1 pseudogene is annotated in these 256 nt (G+C 69.1%); it reads right to left on the bottom strand.

Going from position 1 to position 256, the window contains the following annotated elements:
* Window positions 1–237: pseudogene (locus FXF52_RS41395) on the bottom strand (hypothetical protein); the annotation flags it as partial.
* Window positions 238–256 lie beyond the last annotated feature (19 nt).

Here is a 256-nt window from a genome sequence, read left to right as displayed (position 1 = left end):
TGCCCAATTAGCCAGCAGGATCGAATTGGCGGCGTGGCGGCGCGCGAGGAGGTCGCGGTGCCAGCGCAGCACGGTGTCGGGGCGTACCAGCAGCCTGAGCCGATGGAGCACGCCCAGCGGAAGCCGGTGTAGCAGCGAGGCAAGGAACGCTCGGTCGCTGGGGGAGAACCGCGGCCGGGTCTTGCCCAGCTGTCGCTCCAGGACCGTGATCTGGTGGCGCAGCGCCAGGATTTCCACGTCCTTGTCCCGGTCGCTC

The sequence above is a fragment of the Micromonospora sp. MP36 genome, assembly GCF_008119785.1.
In the GTDB taxonomy this organism is placed as follows: Bacteria; Actinomycetota; Actinomycetes; order Mycobacteriales; family Micromonosporaceae; genus Micromonospora.
The sequence above is the reverse complement of the archived record's forward strand: the minus strand, read 5'-3'. Positions and strand labels throughout refer to the sequence as shown.